13 protein-coding genes are annotated in these 18922 nt (G+C 54.1%); 8 read left to right on the top strand and 5 right to left on the bottom strand.

Annotated elements, in window-relative coordinates:
• Positions 1–13 precede the first annotated feature (13 nt).
• Positions 14–3190: an isoleucine--tRNA ligase gene (ileS, locus tag WC593_07650; GenBank protein MFA4825020.1), complete on the bottom strand. Its 3177-nt coding sequence runs from the start codon at positions 3188–3190 to the stop codon at positions 14–16.
• A 253-nt stretch (positions 3191–3443) separates the two neighbouring features.
• Between ileS and WC593_07645 the strand changes: the two genes are divergently transcribed.
• The 3 genes from WC593_07645 to glgP all read left to right on the top strand — a co-directional run bounded on the left by WC593_07645 (position 3444) and on the right by glgP (position 7863).
• Positions 3444–4025 (top strand): hypothetical protein, encoded by a 582-nt coding sequence (locus WC593_07645; protein MFA4825019.1) that lies wholly within the window; start codon positions 3444–3446, stop codon positions 4023–4025.
• 154 nt (positions 4026–4179) lie between these two features.
• Positions 4180–5613 carry an aldehyde dehydrogenase family protein gene (locus tag WC593_07640; protein MFA4825018.1) on the top strand — a complete coding sequence of 478 codons (1434 nt, stop codon included), beginning with the start codon at positions 4180–4182 and terminating at the stop codon, positions 5611–5613.
• A 96-nt stretch (positions 5614–5709) separates the two neighbouring features.
• Positions 5710–7863, top strand: coding sequence for an alpha-glucan family phosphorylase (gene glgP / locus WC593_07635; GenBank protein MFA4825017.1), 2154 nt, complete (start codon positions 5710–5712; stop codon positions 7861–7863).
• A 91-nt stretch (positions 7864–7954) separates the two neighbouring features.
• On the opposite strand, the gene WC593_07630 is transcribed toward glgP, so the two are convergent.
• A complete protein-coding gene (locus WC593_07630; GenBank protein ID MFA4825016.1) occupies positions 7955–9052 on the bottom strand; it encodes an amidohydrolase family protein in 1098 nt (365 codons plus the stop codon).
• Between the two features lie 55 nt (positions 9053–9107).
• Between WC593_07630 and WC593_07625 the strand changes: the two genes are divergently transcribed.
• Positions 9108–9635 carry a TIGR00725 family protein gene (locus WC593_07625; protein MFA4825015.1) on the top strand — a complete coding sequence of 176 codons (528 nt, stop codon included), beginning with the start codon at positions 9108–9110 and terminating at the stop codon, positions 9633–9635.
• A 5-nt stretch (positions 9636–9640) separates the two neighbouring features.
• Here WC593_07625 and WC593_07620 read toward each other — a convergent pair whose 3' ends face one another.
• The gene (locus tag WC593_07620) at positions 9641–9817 is read right to left on the bottom strand and encodes a hypothetical protein (protein ID MFA4825014.1); all 177 of its coding nucleotides are present in this window, start codon (positions 9815–9817) and stop codon (positions 9641–9643) included.
• Between the two features lie 89 nt (positions 9818–9906).
• Between WC593_07620 and WC593_07615 the strand changes: the two genes are divergently transcribed.
• The 4 genes from WC593_07615 to WC593_07600 are packed head-to-tail and all read left to right on the top strand — an operon-like array spanning position 9907 to position 13057.
• The gene (locus tag WC593_07615; protein ID MFA4825013.1) at positions 9907–11223 is read left to right on the top strand and encodes a D-aminoacyl-tRNA deacylase; all 1317 of its coding nucleotides are present in this window, start codon (positions 9907–9909) and stop codon (positions 11221–11223) included.
• The gene (ftsZ, locus tag WC593_07610) at positions 11220–12311 is read left to right on the top strand and encodes a cell division protein FtsZ (protein ID MFA4825012.1); all 1092 of its coding nucleotides are present in this window, start codon (positions 11220–11222) and stop codon (positions 12309–12311) included. Before WC593_07615 ends, ftsZ begins: the two co-directional genes overlap by 4 nt.
• Positions 12312–12317: 6 nt before the next feature.
• Positions 12318–12527: a protein translocase SEC61 complex subunit gamma gene (locus WC593_07605; GenBank protein ID MFA4825011.1), complete on the top strand. Its 210-nt coding sequence runs from the start codon at positions 12318–12320 to the stop codon at positions 12525–12527.
• 11 nt (positions 12528–12538) lie between these two features.
• Complete coding sequence (locus WC593_07600; GenBank protein MFA4825010.1) at positions 12539–13057, top strand: transcription elongation factor Spt5; 519 nt, start codon at positions 12539–12541, stop codon at positions 13055–13057.
• A gap of 468 nt (positions 13058–13525) precedes the next feature.
• Here the strand turns inward: WC593_07600 and WC593_07595 are convergent, their stop codons facing one another.
• The gene (locus tag WC593_07595) at positions 13526–13837 is read right to left on the bottom strand and encodes a putative quinol monooxygenase (protein ID MFA4825009.1); all 312 of its coding nucleotides are present in this window, start codon (positions 13835–13837) and stop codon (positions 13526–13528) included.
• Positions 13838–14065: 228 nt separating this feature from the next.
• Entirely contained in the window at positions 14066–18832 is a 4767-nt protein-coding gene (locus WC593_07590; protein ID MFA4825008.1) for a PAS domain S-box protein, read from the bottom strand.
• Positions 18833–18922 lie beyond the last annotated feature (90 nt).

Raw genomic sequence — 18922 nt, 5'->3', positions numbered from 1 at the left:
TTCATCATCAATCTCACACTTTCGAGATCCCAATCGTCATCGCAACACCTTCGACATCCCAGTCTTTTACCATCTCGTACGTTTTTGCCGGCGCACCGGTATTATGAATCGCGAGTTCCCGCGCCCGCACCTCTTCCATAATCCCCGCACGCCACATGCCCTGTATCAGGGTACAGATCCGTTCATCTGCTACAGCGGTATCGGCAACGATGAAATCTTCTACCGCGAGATCGAGCTGCTTGCGCATCTCGTTGATCCTGCGGATCACTTCGCGGGCATAGCCCTCTGCTTCCAGTTCGGGCGTCAGCTGGACATCCACGTAGACCGTGGCATCCGGCATCGGTGCCGAGAACACTTCGGGGGGAAGCTGCTCGGCAAACGTGACATGGTCTGCACCGATTTCGAAGATCGCATCTCCCCCACCGAGTTTCACGGTCCGCCCGGCACCGATCTCTGCCTTGAGCAGGTTGCCATCGGCAGCTTCAATGAGGGTTTTTACCGCAAAGGAGTTCTTGCCGAATCCTTTCCCGAGCGCCTTCATGACCGGTTCGGCTTTCCACCCAATCCGCTCCCACCGGCCCATCACGACCCGGACGGTCTTGGCATTGGCACGGTCCTTGCAGACTGCATTGAGACGTTGTCCGATTGCATCCCGGACCGGCTCTGAGTCCGTCACAACGACCACTTCAGCAACCGGCCAGCGGAGTTTGCGCTTGCCGGCCTGGCGGGCATTAGCGCATGCCTCGTCAAACGAGCGGACGATCCCGACTGCCTGTTCGAGGCTCTCGTTCACAAATGCAGGTTCGCCTTTGTTCCAGTCGAGCAGGTGCACGCTTGCAGGATCGTTTGTGCACCGAAGGTTGCTGTAGATCTCTTCCGTGATATGCGGGCAGACCGGGGCAAGGAGGCCAATGAGCTTGCGCATCACGTAATAGATCGTCTCGTAGGCGAAGTGCTTGCTCTCGGATTCGCCTTCGATCCACATCCGTTCGCGGACCAGCTGGACGTACCAGCGCGAAAGGTCTTCCAGGATAAAGTTGATCAGTTCCCGGGTGGCCCGGTGAAGCTGGCATTCGTTGATCGCATCATCGACCGTAGCTGCAACCGAGTTGATCCGGGAGATAATAAACTGGTCCTCATCGGGCATCTGCCGGAGGTGTGACCGGATAAACACATCGTCCCAGATCCCGCCCTTATTTGCCGGCTCGAATTTGTCGAGGATCATATACGGGACCGGGAAGCGGTACACGTTCCAGAGGATGTTTGCCGTACGATTGACCGTACCTACGCCTTCCCAGTTGAACTTCAGATCGTCCCACGGGGCGGAGGAGGAGAGGATGTAGAGCCGGAGCACATCAACACCCACTTTTGCGATGACCTCTTCCGGGGTTACGACGTTGCCAAGGCTCTTAGACATCTTCTTTCCCTCGGCATCGAGCGCAAATCCGTGCATGCAGACGCTCTTGTACGGCGCCTTGCCAAACGCAATCGTGCTGGCACCGAGCTGCGAGTAGAACCAGCCCCTTGTCTGGTCCTGTCCTTCGGTGATGAAGTCCGCAGGCCAGAGCGAATCGAAGTCCTGTGTCTTGCCGGGAAATCCAATAGTTGCCCACGATGCAACCGCCGAGTCGAACCAGACATCGAAAATGTCCTCGACCCGTTTCATGGTGCCGCCACAGGTACACGGGATTGTAACGTCATCCACGTAGGGGCGGTGGGGATCTGCCAGCGGTCTGCCGCTGCGCTCTTCGAGTTCTGCAATGGTACCGATGACCCGGTAGGCATCGCATTTCGGACAGACCCAGACCGGGATCGGGATGCCCCAGTAGCGCTGGCGCGAGATACACCAGTCACGGGCATCCTTGATCCAGTCATAGAAGCGGGCACTTCCTGCCCATTCCGGGTACCAGGTGACCTTTTCCACTTCCCTGAGCATGAGCTCCCGCATCTCGGAGATCTTCAGGAACCACTGGGAGGTGGCCCGGAAGATGATCGGCGTCTTGCAGCGCCAGCAGTGGCCGTAGCGGTGAGATACGATCTCCCTGGCAAACAGGTGATCGCCGAGTGCCTCCAGCACATTGTCATTGGAATCCCGCACGAACTGGCCGGCAAAGATCCCTGCCTCTTCCTTGAACTTCCCGGCACCATCCACCGGGCAGACAATGGCAAGTCCTTCTTTGGTCCCGAGCACGAAGTCATCCCAGCCATGCCCGGGCGCAATGTGTACCATGCCGGTATTTTCGAGCGCAACAAAATCTGCTGCAAGAACTTTGTGGGCGATATCGCGCTGGAGCGGTACACAGGATGCGAGCGGGGATTCGTACTCCCATCCAATGAGCTCGGCACCCTTCCTGGTCTCGATAATGGAATAATCCTTACAGCGCCCCTTCTTGAGCACCGCTTTTACGAGCGGCTCGGCTATCCAGAGGAGTGTCTCTTTGTCGTCTTTCTTCGCAAGCACTTTTGCATAAAGGAAATCCTTTGCAATCGCAACAGCAACGTTTGCCGGAAGGGTCCACGGGGTTGTCGTCCAGATCACAAGGAACTCATTGGTCCTGCCTTTTAAGGGGAACTTGACGAAAACCGAGGGGTCGTTCTCGTCTGCGTATTCCACTTCAGCATCGGCAATCGCGGTCTCGCACCGGGGACACCAGTTCACGACACGGTGCCCGCGTTCAAGCATACCCTTGTCTTCTGCCTGTGCAAGCGTCCACCATGCCGCTTCAATATATTCAGGCATGACGGTCTTGTAAGCGCCGGGGAAATCGAGCCAGACCCCGAGGTTGGCAAACTGGTCATCCATCAGGAGCTTGTTCTTGATCGCAAACTCCCGGCACTGCTCGATGAATTTCTGGATACCATATTTTTCGATATCCTTTTTGGACTTAAATCCGAGTGCCTGCTCGACTTTGACTTCAATTGGCAGACCGTGCATATCATAGCCCGCACGGTCGATTACGTGGCGGCCGTTCATCCGGTGGTAGCGCAGGATCGAGTCTTTTAAGATCTTGTTCCAGGCTGTTCCGAGATGGATGGTACCGGTGGTATAGGGTGGACCGTCGACAAAGAAGAACGGTTTACCCAGACTGCGGTGCTGTTTTACGGTTGCGTACGTATCATTGGTGCGCCAGTATTCCTGCACCGAATTTTCTAAACCTTTTGCATTGAAGTTTGCAGCGACTTCCTTCACAAAACCCCTCTTGTAGTAGTATCGGACGCGAAAATTCACGTGCGCTAAGGAATGTTGGCTTCACTGCACAAAGTAGTTTTTCTCTCGCCCCGGCATGCCGGTTGTGCAGAACTGCGATAAACACGGGTGTATAGCAGCACGGTTCGGACTGAATCGATCTGGAAGAATGCATGACCGCTCATCAGGTACCATAAGGATAACTCACCCGCTCATGAGCGTAATGAATATATATACCGATTTTATATTGAACACTATGAAACTCAACGGATACACGTCTGTCTTTACAGCACTGGTGATTGTGCTGGTGTTGGCAGCAGGGTGCACCACACCCCCGGCCACAACCGCTACACCGTCACCATCAGCCACAACCGCAGCCATCGCGGGTTCGCCGCAGAATCCTTCAGTCACAGCGTCTGCAGCGGTTGCAGCAAAGACTTCGGATATTAATACGATGGTAAACGTCCACTTCAACGATGTTGCCTGCCTTGATATCCAGAAGGAAATGGGCGTGTCGTACCTCTATCCCGACCAGAAGTACAGACTCACGGCGGCATCCCCGAGTGCTGCGGCAGTAAATGTCAATGTCGTTGTTGTCGATGAAAATGACAACCTGATACTCGGGCAGACCAGGCCTCAGTGGGACTCGATTAAAAAGACCTGGTTATACCCGGGCCTCGTGCCGGTTGTCCAGTTTAACGATATCACCGTACCTCAGGAAAAGACATTCACGATAAAAACCCAGAGCAAGTATTACATCTGCGTCGATGATCGCAAGGAAACCGGTCTCAATGATATCATGCTCAGGGTACCGGTGACACTGACCCGGATCTCATAGTGTTGCTTGGGGAAAAAACCGCATTTTTTTATTCCGGGCGCACTATGTCTTCCGGTAGAGCCTGAATTGGATCAGGCAGCTCTTTATGGATGCATTTTCATGCTTTACTATAGACGCACCGGGTGATGCATACCGGTCACAGGAGTAACCGACAATGGAGATATACCCGATAATACTTGGTGGAGTGAAAAAAAAAACTGATGAGATCGTAACTGTGAGGTTCCCCTTTACGGGCGAAGTGTATGTGCAGGTCTGCCAGGCGAGCGCGTTGGATCTCAAAGCGGCAGTTACCGAAGCAGTGAAGGGTTTTAAAACCACAAAAAAATTTTCATCCGGGACCCGGGCACAGATCCTCATCCGGCTTGCCGATGAGATCCATAAGCGGGCAGACGAACTCGCCGAAGTACTGGTGATGGAAGGGGGTAAGACCCGGAAGTTTGCCGTAAGCGAGGTTGCCCGGGCGGAGATTACGGTCAGGACCTCTGCGGAAGAAGCCAAGAGGATCTATGGCGAGATCATCCCGCTGGACTGGAGTGACGACACTGCAGGACGCACCGGTTTTCTCCAGCGCTTCCCGCTCGGCCCGGTTGTCGGCATCGTGCCGTTTAACTTCCCGCTCAACCTCGCGTGCCACAAACTGGCACCGGCGATTGCGGCAGGTAACTCCATCATCCTCAAACCTGCGTCATCCACCCCGATCTCCAGCCTGCTGCTGGGCGAGATGGCGCTCGCGGCGGGTATGCCTCCGGCGGCGATCAGCGTGGTGCCCTGTGCCGGCGGGCGTGCCGAACAGCTGGCCCGGGATCCCCGGGTCGCGTATCTCTCGTTCACCGGCAGCTGCACTGTCGGCTGGCACCTCAAAGAGATTGCGGGCAGGACAAGGGTCGGGCTCGAACTCGGCGGGAATGCCGCGGTGATCGTGCACGAGGATGCAAACCTCGATTATGCAGCACAGCGGATCGCCACCGGCGGGTTTATCAACGCCGGGCAGGTTTGTATATCGGTGCAGCGGGTGCTCATCCACCGCCCGGTCTATGAACGTGCGGTTGAAAAAATTCTTGCGGCAGTCAAAGTGCTCAACGTGGGAGATCCTCGTGACCCGGCCACGGATGTCGGGCCGATGATCGACCGGATCAAGGCAGAGGAGGCGTACCGGAAGGTGCAGGAAGCGGTTAAGCAGGGCGCCCGGATCCTGACCGGTGGCACGCTCGATGAGACGATGTTTGCACCTACCGTTATCGCAGACACCACCCCTGCGATGCGGATGAATAAAGAGGAAGTATTTGCACCGGTCATATCCCTTACCCCGTACGATGATTTCCCCGAAGCGATCCGGATCGCAAACGCCGGGGAGTATGGGCTGCAGGTGGGCATCTTCACCCAGAACATCAACCGGGCAATGCATGCCTTTGCCGAGATGGATGTCGGTGGCGTGATCGTAAATGATATCCCCACATTCCGGACGGACCAGATGCCGTATGGCGGCGCGAAAGGCTCCGGGCTCGGGCGCGAGGGCCCCCGGTATGCAATCGAGGAGATGACCGGCCTCCGGCTGATGGTGATCAACCGGAACGGCGGGGTGGAGTAAGACTCTGCCCTTTCCCATCATCATTCCTCCCGTTTTCTGCGGTTTTAATAACCTTCCACAATATTTATCTCCCCATCTTCCTAAGGCATCCATTGCGTGAAGTCTATACGCGACCAGTATACCCATATCCCGTTCCGGATATCGGGACTTCTCGATCTCGCCTATAACCTCTGGTGGAGCTGGCACCCCGAGGTACGGATTCTTTTCAAGCAGTTAAACCAGGAAGCCTGGAAGGCAAGCATCCACAATCCGGTACGGATGCTGCGGGACATTCCTGCCGAGTTCATGGAAGCTGCGGAGAACAATGCCGAGTATCTCCGCCGTTACGATATCATCATGCACCGGTTCCGGCGGTACCTGAACACCAAGACCGGCTGGTTCTGGGAGCAGTATCCGGAAAAACAGTCTCTTACCATTGCGTATTTCTCCGCGGAGTACGGGTTGCACCACTCACTCCCCTTCTATGCCGGGGGACTCGGTTTTCTGGCCGGGGACTATCTCAAGGAATGCAGTGATCTTGGCGTGCCGCTCGTTGCGGTGGGATTCATGTACTCGGAGGGATACCTTCACCAGCATATCCAGTCCGACGGCTGGCAGACCGGCGCAAAGGAGCATCTGGACCGCGAAGCCACCCCGGTAAAAAAGGTGCTGAACTGGGACGGGGATCACCTGGTCGTCCGGGTGCCCTATGTTGAACCAGCGATCTATGTCGCCGTCTGGCGGGTGGATGTCGGGAAAGTCCCGCTCTACCTGCTCGATACCGATATCCCGTTAAATGACAAGGAGAGCCGGCGGATATCCTCGAGCCTGTACATGAGCGACCGCGAAGAGCGGTTGCGGCAGGAGATTGTCCTGGGAATCGGCGGGCGCAAGGTGCTGCAGACGCTCGGCATTGAATATTCTGCGGTGCATCTCAATGAAGGCCATCCTGCGTTTGCCCTGCTGGAGCGGATCCGTGAACGCATGGAACACGGGACCCCGTTTGACGATGCCGTGCGGCAGGTACAGGGAACAACCGTCTTTACCACGCATACTCCTGTCGCCGCAGGCCATGATGTGTTCTCAACGGAACTGATGGACAAGTATTTTTCCACGTATTGCAAGGAGCTCGGCATCGACCGTGACCAGTTCCTGTCTTTGGGAAAACACCCTGATTACCCTGACAACGGGTTCAACATGACGGTCCTTGCCCTGCGGCTGTCCGGTTACCACAACGCCGTTTCAAAAAAACACGCCGAGGTCACCCGCCACATGTGGCGGGGACTGTGGCGGGATCGCCCCGAAGACCAGATCCCGATCGATGCGATCACCAATGGTGTCCACCTGCCGACATGGATGAACCCCCGTATCGAAGATCTCCTGGATTCCCATTTTTATTACGTGGCCCCCAACTGGCAGCAGGAGCATGACGATGAGGCCATCTGGAATCTCGTCGATGAGATCCCGGATAAGGACCTCTGGGAGCTGCATACCCGGCTCAAGAACAAACTCATCAACCGGATCCGCGAACGCAAGCGGGTGAAGTGGACGAAAGAACGGGACGACACCCACGGCATCGTCACTGAAGGGCTCTTTTTGAACTCGTCTGTCCTGACCATAGGTTTTGCCCGGCGTTTTGCCACCTACAAGCGGGCAGACCTGATCTTTTACGATCTCGAACGGTTAAAAAAGATCCTCTCAAACCGCTGGAGGCCGGTCCAGATCATCTTTGCCGGCAAGGCCCACCAGTCGGATTACGAGGGAAAACGCATACTCCAGAAAATCTACCAGATCGCGAGGCAGCCGGAATTCGAAGGACGGATCGCGATTGTGGAAGATTACAGTGAACAGACCGCCCAGTACCTGGTGCACGGGGTCGATGTCTGGCTCAACAATCCCCTGCCCCCCATGGAAGCCTGCGGCACAAGCGGCATGAAGGCGGGTATCAACGGTGTCCTGAACCTGAGTATCCTTGACGGCTGGTGGCTGGAAGGCTACAATGGCAGGAATGGCTGGGCTTTTGGTTCAGTACAGGCCGATGAAAACCGGGATGCAGCGGATGCGGCCGCCTTGTATGATATTCTTGAACAGCAGGTTATCCCGCTCTATTATAGCAGCTCGCTCGATGCTATCCCCCACGGGTGGGTGAAGATGATGAAGGAGTCCATAAAGAGCATTGCACCGCGATTCTGTGCCCGGCGGATGGTCAAGGATTACGTGACCAATTATTACCCGAAGCTGGTTTCATCGGCGGATGCCGGACGGCAGTGAATGGTAAAAACTGCTCTTCACTGCTGTTAATGAGGGAAATCCCCTGCGGATTCCCCCAGAGAAAAAAAATATTCCGGCCGGTCAGGTTTTTTTATGTGCTCAGGTTGAAGATCCGCTTCGGGTTATCCTGCGCCACCTTCTGTGCCACATCGGCAGGCAGCTGGGAGAGGAGTGAGCTGTGGAGATCAACAAACCGGATCTCGTTTGGCCGGATGCCAAGCTTGACATCAGTCCCGATGATGAACCGGTCAGGGTAATCAGCGATGAGGTTTTTCCATTTTTCTGTCAATACCCCTCCTTCTTTCGTGACAATCCCTCCCAGTAGTTGCTTCTCCTCGGTCCTGATCTTAATGCTTGTGTAGAGGTTTTTATGAGCTGCAAGAAGCGTTCGCAAGAGGTCCGGGGTGGCGTTCTGGGTATGATCCCCGGCATGGTCCCAGATGATGATAGCACCGGGGTTATGGTCAAGGAGACGCTCAAGAGCAGCTACATTGGTATCGTCGGCCTGCATATGGAGGTCAAGGGGAACCGAGTACCGGGCGGCGATATCAGCCATGCTGAACATCCACGGGTGGTCGGCAGGGACGGTGATATCATAGGTTGCGGCCATGCCGGGCGGGGGCTGGTGCCGGAGGCCAATCTCGCCGATACCCCGGTACTTTCCGGATGCCATGGCCCGATCAAGGAGGGAGATGAATTCCTTTTCCTGCTCCGGGGTATACGTGCCTTTTTTTGCCGCATCGTACAGCATCGACCCGGCTTCACCGCTGTAGAGAACTAAAAACCGGTCCGGATACTGAACCGCTGCATCCGGTATGCCGTATGCGGACGGGGGAGTGCCCGATATCCAGAAGTCTCCGGGGGGCTCCATCACGATCATCCGGTCGATTTTGTGCTCGTCCATCATCCGTATGATCTCCGTGTACGGTTCTGAAGACGGCCGGATGTGGGCATGGGTGTCGATGAAGTTCCCGCTAAAGGGGGTTGCAGCAGGTGTGGTTGCCGGTGACGGGGTTCCGGATGCCGGGCCCAGCGCAGGTGTGGCCGTGGGAGCTGCGACAAGAGGAGAAGTTGTCCCCCCGGGTGTCGTGGATGGAGAAACCGGCACCGTTGCAGAGCTTTGCTGGGAGCACCCGGCCACGAGGGTGACGGCCAGCAGGAGTATGACAAGGAATATTGCAGTCCGCATAATCAACCTTGTATCACGGCATGGGTATTAATTACTGGGTCTGTGGGGGCATGCTGTGACGGCAGGGGTTCTTGCAGGAAATACCACGACAAAAACACTACGCGTATATATATCAACCAATAATATTGCATCCGGTATGCAGATCGCTGTAATTGGGCCGGGAAAATGCAGCGGCGACGAATGGAAGGCTGCCTTCGCTACAGGGCAGTTCATCGCCCGGAACAATGCGATGCTCGTCTGTGGTGCGCATGGCGGCGTGGGGGAGGCTGCCGCAATGGGAGCCCGTGGGGATGGGGGGGCGATCCTGAAAATTGCACCCAAAAAAGGATACCGGAACCAGTTCCTGGACTTTTTCGTCAGGGCCGGTATCAGGCAATCGCGGAATATGTACGTCGTCCAGTCTTCTGACGCAGTCATCGTGGTAGGTAATAGTTACAGTGCAGCACCGGAAATCTCGCTGGCCCTCGCGATGAAGCGGCCGGTTTTCGGTGTGAATACCCGGAACATTGAGGGTGTTGTGAAGTGTGCCACTCCAAAAGAAGCAGTTGAGAAGGCGACCGGTATAACCCGCAGCTCATGTTAATAAAATTACCGGAAGCAGCTTGTCTGCGAACCACAAATCCTGATCCCGTTTGCCTCACAGTACTTGCGGATCTCCTTCTTGGTGATGCCATACCGTGCCGCAATGGAAAAGGCCTCATCGCAGGTGACGGATTTACCTATGCCGGCGCTCTGAAACGCCTGTGCAATCTTATCCGTGTCCATATGCAACCGGGTTTCCCGTGTTCCTGATAGAGTGGTTACCGGCACCGCACCATGAACCTTATGGACTCAGCCCCTCTAATATACCGGTAATGAAAGTCGCACTCGTCAACTCCCGGCAGGACAAGGCGGGAGTGAACATCCGGCAGCATATCGAACAGCTGCTGGCTGCTGATCCTGATGGGCGGTGGCAGGAGCAGGGGCGGACATACTCTTTTTTTGAAACGAAGGAACGGTTAATCCATGCCGAAGGTGTGGATGAACGGATCGATGCCGATCTGGTGATCTTCCTCTCACGCCATTCAAGCGTCAACCCGGTCCCCGTGCTCACCGTTCACGTTACCGGAAACTTTGGCGTTGCAGAGCTCGGGGGTTCTGCCCGGACCCTCGCCCCTGCAGCCCCGGCAATGATGCAGGCAACCCTGCGGGCACTCGCAAAACATTGTCCCGAAGGCTACCGGGTCTCCTATGAAGTGACCCATCACGGTCCCACGGGCCTGCACCACCCCTCGTTCTTTGTCGAGATAGGGAGCACCGAGAAAGAGTGGATCGATTCCCTTGCCGGCCGGGCAGTGGCCGAGGCAGTACTGGATGCAGCCCCCATCCTCGCCGTCCCCCTGATTGGATTTGGTGGCACTCATTACGCAACCCGCCAGACAGAGATTGCCCTCACATCCCGTGGGGCATTCGGGCATATCGCTCACAGCCGGGAGATTGCCGGGCTTGACGCAGGAATGATCCGCAGGATGCAGGAGCAGAGCGGGGCAGTTGCTGCTTATATCGACCGTAAAGCGCTTGACCGTGTGACCCTCAACTCTTTGGGTGGAATACTGGACCAGCTTGCCATCCCGCGACTTTCGGAAAGCGAGATCTCTGCACTGGGGCATCTCTCGTGGGACACGTATCGGACGGTCCGGGCAATGGCAGAGCAGGTGTCCCCCGGTGCCCGGTGCTATATCCATGACCTGAGGGGGGAGGGAACACTCAGCCTGATCCGGGTAAATCCTGTTTTACTGGCAGAAACCGCCAAATCGGACGAGCCGGGCCTGATAAAAGATCTCGATGGATTACCGGTCGTTCACCTTTCCACGCGTGATAATCGCCTGCTTCCCGATTTTATCACGTATGAGGAACATTCGTCGCAAATAATAAATGATTTAAATACATTGTGCGTAAAAATCATACGTAATAAAGAGATCACTGCAACAGAGAGCGATCACCTGATCATAACTAAGGTAAGGTTCGATCCCCAAAAAGCGCACGAACTGGGGGTACCGCCCGGACCTGCCTACAAACAACTGGCAGCAGGCCAGTCAGTAGAGATCAACGGTCAGGTTATCACGCCTTCAAAGGTGTCCCTGTGCAGTAAGACCGACATCCACATCCCGGGGTTGGAGAAGTTTTCATGAGGTCCATTGTTGAAGAGGCACTAACCAAAGCGAGGGACGAAACCGTTACTCCCTCGCAGAATAATGAAGACCTTGACCAGATTCTGGCCGAGCTCAAGACCGAGATCGCTGTGATTGGTTGCGGAGGTGGCGGATCGAATACGATCTCCCGCATGATGGAAGAGGGCATCCACGGTGCGAAACTCATCGCTATCAACACCGATGCCCAGCACCTTATCCGCACGCACGCCGACCAGCGTATCCTTGTCGGCAGGCAGCGGACCCGGGGCCTTGGCGCCGGCTCCATCCCGCAGATCGGTGAGGAGGCGGCCCTTGAGAACGAACAGGAGATCCGGGCGGTTGTCTCCGGGTGTGACATGGTCTTTATCACCGTCGGTCTCGGTGGCGGTACCGGTACCGGCGTTGCTCCTGTGGTGGCAAAGGCTGCCCGGGAGGAAGGGGCGCTCACGATCGCGGTCGTGACCCTGCCATTCGCTGCGGAAGGTGCCATCCGCATGGAGAATGCAGAGGCAGGCCTCGAACGACTCAGGGATGTAGCGGACACGGTCATTGTTGTGCCCAATGACCGGCTGCTCGAAGTCGTACCCAAGCTCCCGCTCTCAGCAGCGTTCAAGATTGCCGATGAAGTCCTGATGCGTGCGGTCAAGGGCATCACCGAACTGATCACGATGCCCGGTCTCGTTAATCTCGACTTTGCCGATGTACGTACGGTCATGGAACGCGGCGGTGTTGCCATGATCGGTATGGGTGAGAGTGACAGCGAGGACAAGGCAGCTGACTCGGTGAAAAAGGCGATCCGTTCCCCGCTTCTCGATGTGGATATATCCGGGGCAACCGCTGCGCTCGTCAATGTGGTGGGCGGTCCGGACATGACCATGGAAGAAGCCGAGGGTGTGGTGCAGGAAGTCTACAACCGGGTTGACCCGAATGCCCGGATCATCTGGGGTGCGCAGATCGATCCCGCCATGCAGAACAAGATGCGGACCCTGCTTGTGGTCACGGGCGTACGGTCGCCACAAATATATGGTCGGAGCGAGAAACTTACCCCCAAAGTACAGAAACAGTTTGAGATCGATTTTCTCAAGTGAGTCAATATGGAAATATCAAAACCTGATTTCAAGACAGACGCGATACATGAGGAATTATTCCGCAAGTACCTCCGGGTCTTAAAACTCGCGCGCACCCCTACACGGGAAGAATTTGGAAAGATTGCAACGGTCGCTGCCGCTGGTGTGCTCCTCATCGGGCTGATCGGGTTTGTCATCTACGTATTATTCGAACACCAGAAACTGCTCGGATTCTGATCCTGATGGCTATGACTCCCCAGGCTCCTCCCGCAGCGCCACTGGTTCCCGCCGCCCCGGAAGTCTTTGTCAACCGGATCTTTGCGATAAAGACCACGTCCAAGCAGGAACGGACGGTAGCGGATAATATCCTCAAGGCAATCGACACCAAGGCGACGGATGTCAAGGTGACTGCGATCATTGTGCCCAATGAACTGCAGGGTTACGTGCTCGTAGAAACACCGGAGAAGATGAACCGCATCGAGCAGCTCGTGGAGCTGATTGCCCACGCGCGCACAGTCATCAAAGGCGAGACCAGCCTTGCAGAAGTCGGTCATTTCCTGATCCCGAAACCGGTCGTTGCCGGTATCGATGAAGGTACGATTGTTGAACTGATTGCCGGGCCGTTCAAGGGTGAGAAGGCAGTCGTAAAAAGGGTTGATTCCGCAAAGGAAGAGATCACGGTCGAGCTCTACGAGAGCGTTGTCCCGATCCCGATCACCGTCCGCGGTGACAATGTCCGTGTGGTCGAGAAGTTCTCGGACCGGTAATTTTCTCAAATCTTTTTTTGTTTGATTGCGCTGGAAGACCGTGCAGGTTCCTGAGCGGACCGAAGTGGATTTTTAGGGGGGCTCAATAGAAACTAGCATTTAGTAACCGGGTTTCGCTCCCGAATCCTGAAAACCGGTATAATTATTGATATGAAACGATGGCTTCCCGCATCAGGGCCTCTATTTAGGCACGGCGGGACAATGAGGTTTTATCCGACTTGATTTTTTTCAATCGTCTCTGATCGCCTTCGTGGGCAGCCTGCATGTTGTGATAGGGTACCGGAAGATCAGTGAAAATTTGCAGGAAAAAAGGAAGAATAAACAGGGAGTCAAGGGGCGCTCCCCTTGGGCTGCCTCCCCCTCTGGGGGAGAGAGGGGGTCACCCTCCTAATTGTCGTAGAAATAACCGAACCAAAGGATCACAATCTGGAAACGGATCTCTTCATCATCGCAAATTGTCAAAAATTTTTATTTCTCCAGCACCACCGTCTTGCATCCCGTCACCTCATACTGGGTTAATTCGATTGGGGATGCCATCCACTCAGCACATCCTGCAAAATATTCCTGCATGTGCGGAGTGGCAATATGATTGTCAAGATGTTTCTGGCTCTCCCACTCTTCGCAAAAGACGAACAGTCCTTCTTCAAAGACATTGGCATGGAGTTCATATCGGGAACATCCCGGCTCTGCACGGACAAGGGGAATTATTCGTTTAACCTGAAGAGCAAAATCCTCGCAATAATCGATATGAACACGACACCTGGCTGCGACATATAACATAGTTTCTAATCGGATCATATCAGGAAAAAGTATCCGACTCCCGGTTCCCGACTCCCTTAACAAAGGAAAAAAATTGACATGGGCTGGTTTTATCTATCGATGTATGTACCCCTGAAAATAACGAACAGGGATTATCCTGATCGGTGAGAGAAATGCAGCCGGTACAGGGCTGTGACCGGGTTATCGCGGGGGAATCTTCCGTCGGTTCTTTTCTTTACATCGGATTCGTCAGGTTGTACCTGTGAACCTGTACGCACCTTTCGGTACCGCGATCTCAAACCGGGCCCCTTTGCCGGGTTTGCCATTCACCGTGATCGTAATCCCGGTGATCCCGAGGATCTCCCGGGAGAGAAACAGCCCGAGGCCGGTATTTTTCCCAAAACCCTTCTCAAAGAGGCGGGCTTTATCCTTATTGTCAATCCCTGCACCGTCATCTTCGAAAACAATTACAAGCCCGCCCCCGGTCACATGCGACGAGACCCCGATGGCGGTCATCTTGTCCCCGCCGTACCGCAGGGCATTGTCGATAAGATTGTAGAACACTCTTTCCAGCAGGGGATCAGCAAACACCTCAAGAGCAGGATCTCCGGCATTAACGCGGATATCCCGCATCGGTAGCAGGGCAATGGCTTTACCCAAAACGGTATGAACATTCTGCCATGCGGGAGCATGTATGCCCATGTCCTCATAGTCCTTGGTGAAATTGATAAGCCGGGTGAGAGTACCTGCGATAACTGTTTCCTTGTTAATAAATTCTGATATTTTGGACTGATCGGCCAGGGAATGCTTCGACAGCTCAAGATATCCCGAGAGTGCCAGGAGCTGGTTCCTGATATCATGGCGGGTAATGCCCGATAAGAGATTGAGTTTTCTATTCGCCAGTTTCACGGTATCCTGGGCCCGGACCTGGGCAGTGATATCCATTAAGGAGGCTACCGATTGTTTTGTGCCCGGGATAACATCAATGGTTAAGAAAATATTGCGGATCTCGCCGGTTTTTGTAACGAACCTGAACTCGTAATGTCTCAGGGCTGCCTCCTGCCTCTCCCGCCGCATGCGGTGCTGGGCAAGCATCCTCTCCAGATCCTCTTTTACCACAAATTCCGTCCAGCTCTTCTTCCCCTCAATTGCCTCTCTTGAATATCCTGACATTCGCTCGAATTCGGCATTGGCAATGGATATTATGGTATTTTCATCAAGGAGGACCGTAGCGGCCCCGGTGTTTTCAAATATGGTCCGGTACCGGTTCTCCGACACCCTGAGTTCTTCCTGCGCCCGTTTTAATTCGGTGATATCGGTAATCGTTTCGATAGCACCGGCAATGTTTCCTGTTTCGTCATAGATGGGAGCGGCAATGGCCCTTACAACCGAGGGTTTCCCCTTGAGTATCGGATTCTGGGTCTCGACCGAAAGGATCTCCCCGTTCCGTTTTATCTCAACGTACTCTCCTTTTTTCAACTCCTCTTCCGATGCAAAGATGAGATCGATCAGGATCGGCCGGCATTGTCCGTAAAACGGGATGGCATACTCGTAATCACCCTTGCCGACGATATCTTTAGCCTTAACCCCGGTCATCTCTTCAATTGCCCGGTTCCATGCAATAACCGAGCCCTTCCGGTCAATGATAAAAGTAGCATCCGGCAGATAATCAATAGCCCTTGACATCTCGAGCTGATACCGCCTGCTCCTCTCCTCTGCATCTTTCAAAGCGGTGATATCGTCACAAATCCCGTCAATCCATTCAATTGTTCCATCCCGTCTCTTTTTTGCCTGTGCGGTGACGGAAACCCAGATGGGCGTACCGTCCTTCTTTTTCTGCTGCAGTTTATAGTCCCTGACAAAGCCATCGGTTTCCAGCAGATGAATGAGTTTTTTCCGTTCTTCCGGATTGACATACGTATCGGTGACCAGGTGTTCCAGGCATTCCTGTAACGAGTCATACCCGTATATCCTGACAAAAGCCGGGTTTGCCCAGAGCCACCTGCCGGGAAATTCAGCGGTATTCCGGTAAACTCCCACGTTGAGGTTATCAACAAGAGAGCGGTATTTCTCCTCATTTGCCCGAAGCGATTGTTCCATCTTTTTCCGTTCGGTGATATCCAGTGCAGTAAACGTCACGCCCCGGGACAGGTCAGATGGATCGACCGGTGTTGAGGACAGGAACACATCGATAATTGTCCCGTCTTTCTTTAGCCATCGTGTCTCGACCGAACCGGATCCTCTCTCTGCGATCTGGGCATATTTCTCCCTGCCGACAAAGTCAAAGTCCTCCTGCGTCGGGTAGAGGAAACGGGCCTGTTTGCCGATGAGTTCTTCTTCGGTGTACCCGGTCATCTGGCAGAGCCGGTCGTTGACCGTCTGGATAGTCCGGTTGGATGCGACACCGATACCAATCGGTGCAACACGAATAATACTGCTGAGCCGCGATTCGCTTTCCCGCAGCATCTCTTCTGACCTCTTACGGCCGGTGATGTCCCGGAAGTACCACACCCTCCCGTAATATTTCCCCTGTTCTCCCTGCATCGGAGCTGAATACCGTTCCAGTATCCTCCCATCCTTAAGCAGGAGCTCTTCAAAGCTCTTCTCCTCTTTATGATCATAGAGATATCTGACCCGGTTAAGGAACGCTATCGGATCAGCAAGCTGTGCTACTACATAGTGCAGGACCGGTTCATCTATACGGGATACGATGAGGGCATCCGGTATTCCCCAGATCTCGATAAATTTCTGATTATAATTGAGGATATTCCCGTTTTCATCCACGATGAGGATCGCATCAGGGGATGTTTCCTGCTGCGTCGACAGGATGATATTTTTAAACGTTCTCTCTTCTTCTGCCTGTTTGCGTTCAGTGATGTCCCGGAAGATCCCTTCAACACCGAGGAAATTACCGGATGAATCAAAGTACCGGTGGCTGCTTGTCGAAACAGGTACCGGAGTCCCGTCCCGCTTTTTCAGTGTCACTTCGTAATCGGTGACCGTTCCCCTGCTGGTTATTTCAGCAAGGAGCCGGGAGCGTTCCTCTGGATAGTAATAGAAGGATTGTGCAATATTCTTCCCGATCAGGTCTGATACCGAGTCGTACCCGAGCAGGTATGCTGCCGAGGGACTTACCAGTATGAGGTTTCCCGCAGTGTCGCTCCGGTAATAAGCATCCTGGATATCTTCAAGAATGCTCCGGTAATTCTCCTCACTCTCACGGAGCGCATCCTCTCCCTTTTGCAGCTGATCAAGCTGGTCCCGGAGTTCTTCTTCTGAAGCAGCGATCTGCTCATAGGAAGCTTGCAGCTCGTCCTCTGCTTTTTTGCGTTCGGTAATATCTTCGAGTGTTTCAACTGCGCCTACGATATTCCCATCAGAATCCCGGAGCAATGCTGCCGTAAAGTAGAGCCAGGTGCCGCTGCCCCGCATTCGTGGGAAAAAGTCGGTTGCTTCGTATGCGCCATCGACATATTTTGACCGGTCAAATTTCCCGGCATACCATTCCGGAATTTTTTTAAGGTTGTTATCCACCAGCAGGTCCGCGAGCACCGGCCGTTCCCGGTCATAGAATGCTTTCCAGATATCCGTTGTACCGAGCACATCCTTTGCATTCAGGCCACTGTATTCCTCAAGTGCCCGGTTCCAGCTGACTACCCGGTGGTTTTTATCGATAACGAACTGCGGGATCGGGGAGCCTGAAACGATCTCTTCAAGTATTTTTTTACGATCGCTGATCTCCTTCTCCGCCTGTTTTCGTTCGGTCAGGTTTCGCAATGTGGCCTGAACTGCAAACACTTTACCGTTTTTTATGATCGGGGTTGCCCGGATCTCATAGGGGAGAATTGTCCCATTCCGTGCAACACCGTCAATTTCAAAGAGTGGGGATTGTTTGCCGAGGAAAATCTGGCCCAGGTTAAATGCGATCTTTGCAGCGGATGGAACCGTCACAATCCCCGAGGTCAGCACGTTTTTGCCAATCATCTCTTCCCGCTCATAACCACTCTCCTCAACAAACTTCCTGTTCAGGTTGAGGAACGTGCCGTGTGCATCCACAATGACGATGAGATCCTCAGCTTCATCAAACAGGGTACGGTAATTCTCCTCACTCTCGCGGAGCGCGTCCCCGCTCTTTTTCAGCTCATCAAACTGGTCCTTGAGTTCTTCTTCTGCTGCAGCGATCTGCTCATATGCGGCCCTCAGTTCATTCTCGGCCAGCTTCCGGTCAGTTATGTCCCGGATGGATTCGATTGCCCCGATGATTTTCCCGTGCGTGTCATAGAGTGGGGATGCAATAAACCAGAGGTAGGCGCCTTTTCCGCCATAGAGAATAGGGATTTGGATCTCCGAGATCAGTTTGTTGTCCTTTCTGATAATATGGGGATATTTTTTCCATGTCTCTTCATCATCCCTTAAAACAAGATCGAGCAGAAGGGGGCGCTTCGTTCCGTAAAACGGGAGGGCATAGGAATGATCCCCCGTTCCCAGGATCTGCTCTGTTTTTACGCCTGTCATCTCCTCCATTGCCCGGTTCCATGCGATAACCTCCCCGTCCAGGTTGATAGCAAAGGTGGCGTCCGGCAGGTGGTCGATGATGTCGGTCATCCGCTGCCGGGATTCCGTAAGATCCTCTTCCGTACGTCGGCGTTCTATTGCGAGTTTGACCTTGTGCTGCAGCTCGACGAATTGCGATTTGGGATCCCCGCCTTTCTGGAGATAATAATCAACACCATTGTTCACCGCTTCGATGACCACTTCCTCGCGGCCCCTGCCGGTGAAGAGGATAAACGGGATTAAATTGCTCTCTTTCCTTAATAATTTAAGAAATGCAAGGCCGTCCATATCCGGCATCTGGTAATCGGAGATAATACAGTCAAAGGCAGTTTTTTTCAGTGCCTCAATCCCCTCTTTTGCAGAGAGGGCAGTCTCTACGGTGATGAAATCCGACTGCTCGAGAAATGCTTTTCCCAGCTCGAGGAGTGCTGCTTCGTCATCAACATAGAGGACTCTGTACATGATACGATCTCCGCGTGGGTCAATGGGATAGTGCTATACAGGTTGTTTATACGTGTATTTCCTTTTAGACTTTGGCAAAAAAATGCGATT

Source organism: Methanoregula sp. (genome assembly GCA_041645435.1).
Classification (GTDB): domain Archaea; phylum Halobacteriota; class Methanomicrobia; order Methanomicrobiales; family Methanospirillaceae; genus Methanoregula.
This window is presented reverse-complemented; position numbering and strand designations above follow the sequence as displayed.